This window comes from Streptomyces sp. ATLC9 (genome assembly GCF_057196705.1).
The window spans coordinates 1-726 of the sequence record NZ_JBXUOY010000559.1 but is presented as its reverse complement, the minus strand read 5'-3'; the positions used below and the strand labels follow the sequence as shown (position 1 = coordinate 726).

General features: G+C 64.0%; 2 rRNA genes. Both read left to right on the top strand.

Annotated features, from left to right (window positions below):
* Positions 1–102, top strand: a 16S ribosomal RNA gene (locus AC2CJA_RS27055); the annotation flags it as partial.
* Between the two features lie 340 nt (positions 103–442).
* Positions 443–726: ribosomal RNA gene (locus AC2CJA_RS27050) — 23S ribosomal RNA — on the top strand; the annotation flags it as partial.

The window sequence follows — 726 nt, the reverse complement described above, 5'->3', positions numbered from 1 at the left end:
CCAACCCCTTGTGGGAGGGAATCGTCGAAGGTGGGACTGGCGATTGGGACGAAGTCGTAACAAGGTAGCCGTACCGGAAGGTGCGGCTGGATCACCTCCTTTCTAAGGAGCACTTCTCGGCCGCCGGGTCTCCTCTTGTGTGGGGGGCCGGTGGTCTGGGGGCCAGTACACCGGCGCACGTCCGGTGCTGGTTGCTCATGGGTGGAACGTTGACTAGTCGGCCGGGTCCCTGTGGGATCCGCTCTCAGTACGGCCTCCTGGTGGGGGTGTGGAACGGATGCGGGTGCTCGGGGCCGGGTCGGGCGCGCTGTTGGGTGTCTGAGGGCACGGCCGTGGAGGCTGGGTCTTCGGTGCCGGTCCCGGTGTACTCCGCTGTTCGTGGCGGGGGTGGTGGGTGGCCGGTCGTTGTTTGAGAACTGCACAGTGGACGCGAGCATCTATAGGCCAAGTTTTTAAGGGCGCACGGTGGATGCCTTGGCACCAGGAACCGATGAAGGACGTGGGAGGCCGCGATAGGCCCCGGGGAGCTGTCAACCGAGCTGTGATCCGGGGGTGTCCGAATGGGGAAACCCGGCAGTCGTCATGGGCTGTCACCCGCTGCTGAACACATAGGCGGTGTGGAGGGAACGCGGGGAAGTGAAACATCTCAGTACCCGCAGGAAGAGAAGACAACCGTGATTCCGGGAGTAGTGGCGAGCGAAACCGGATGAGGCCAAACCGGTCACG